At 43.3% G+C, this 1,014-nt stretch carries 3 protein-coding genes; all 3 read right to left on the reverse strand.

The features are described from left to right. Window positions 1-317: PilW family protein (locus tag A3739_RS05450; RefSeq protein ID WP_156502372.1), on the reverse strand; the 317-nt coding region annotated here is incomplete at its 3' end. Continuing rightward, window positions 307-789, reverse strand: a complete 483-nt coding sequence (locus A3739_RS05455; RefSeq protein WP_068475274.1) for a prepilin-type N-terminal cleavage/methylation domain-containing protein — start codon at window positions 787-789, stop codon at window positions 307-309. The genes A3739_RS05455 and A3739_RS05450, both read right to left, overlap by 11 nt. Further along, the coding region (locus tag A3739_RS29425; protein WP_197472079.1) for a hypothetical protein at window positions 786-1,014 on the reverse strand (229 nt) is incomplete at its 5' end. The genes A3739_RS05455 and A3739_RS29425, both read right to left, overlap by 4 nt.

Genomic DNA, 1,014 nt, shown 5'->3' on the forward strand with positions numbered 1-1,014 from the left:
AAGACATTCTTGTTTCCAAAAGCGTCTGTCCGGATTAGCTCTCCACCCTCAAAACAAAAAGAGAATGATTGCGCCTTGCTCTCTCCTGTTAGGCATTGCTCTGACTCTATCTGCACCTCACTAGCGTTACGAAGTGCTCGAACGATATTTTCACTCACTATGAATGCTTTATGCGAGGCTCTATCAGCTGCTTGGGCCTTTTCTGGCACACTAAACATAAATTTCAACACAGGGATCAGCATTGCAATCACCGCCGCACCAACAACGATCGCTAGCACTAGCTCGATCAACGTGACACCTTTCTGTTTAGAGAGCATTGGACTTACTCACCGGTTCACTTAACAACTTACTCATAGCCATATCAAATTCATATTTTTGGCCAGATGGCGGCATAATGGTCAAGTTTGCTAATAAACGAGAGTCCGTTAAACCCGTGCAAGGAAAAGTGATCTCGACGGAATATGATTCATAAATGTTGTTCAAACCAAGATAAAGCGAACCTGCCAACATAGGAGGTTGATGCACGATACTCACACTTTCATTTCGTGCCGTAAGCGCTTTGCACTTTTCTTCGAGGTTTTTCTTTAACTGGCTAGGTGATTGGTGATTGAGATCAGAATAATAGCTATTCGACAGCATGATGGACTGCTGTGCTTCAATGCTTTTACCGACACCCGATAAAGCAAGGCGATAAGCATAAAAAAGGCTAGAGACACTGACAGTCAAAACGAGCAAGGCAATTAAGACTTCTACTAAGGTAAACCCACGTATTGTGTTAAACGTTCTCATAGCCCACCACATTCAGACGCAGCGATCGTCTGATCTTCGATAACTTCACCATTAAGCATTATACAAATCAGCTTACTCTCTTTATCAACAGATAGCTTCAAAGGCTGAGGACGCGCAGCATCAAGCTGACCGTCTTTACGCCAAGCTAAACGAAGAGGTTTAGAAGATAACTCTCCTTCTAAGGAACGAACGGAAAAACGCTCTTTTGACTCAAAGCGAGATACA

This window comes from Oleiphilus sp. HI0067 (assembly GCF_001635735.1).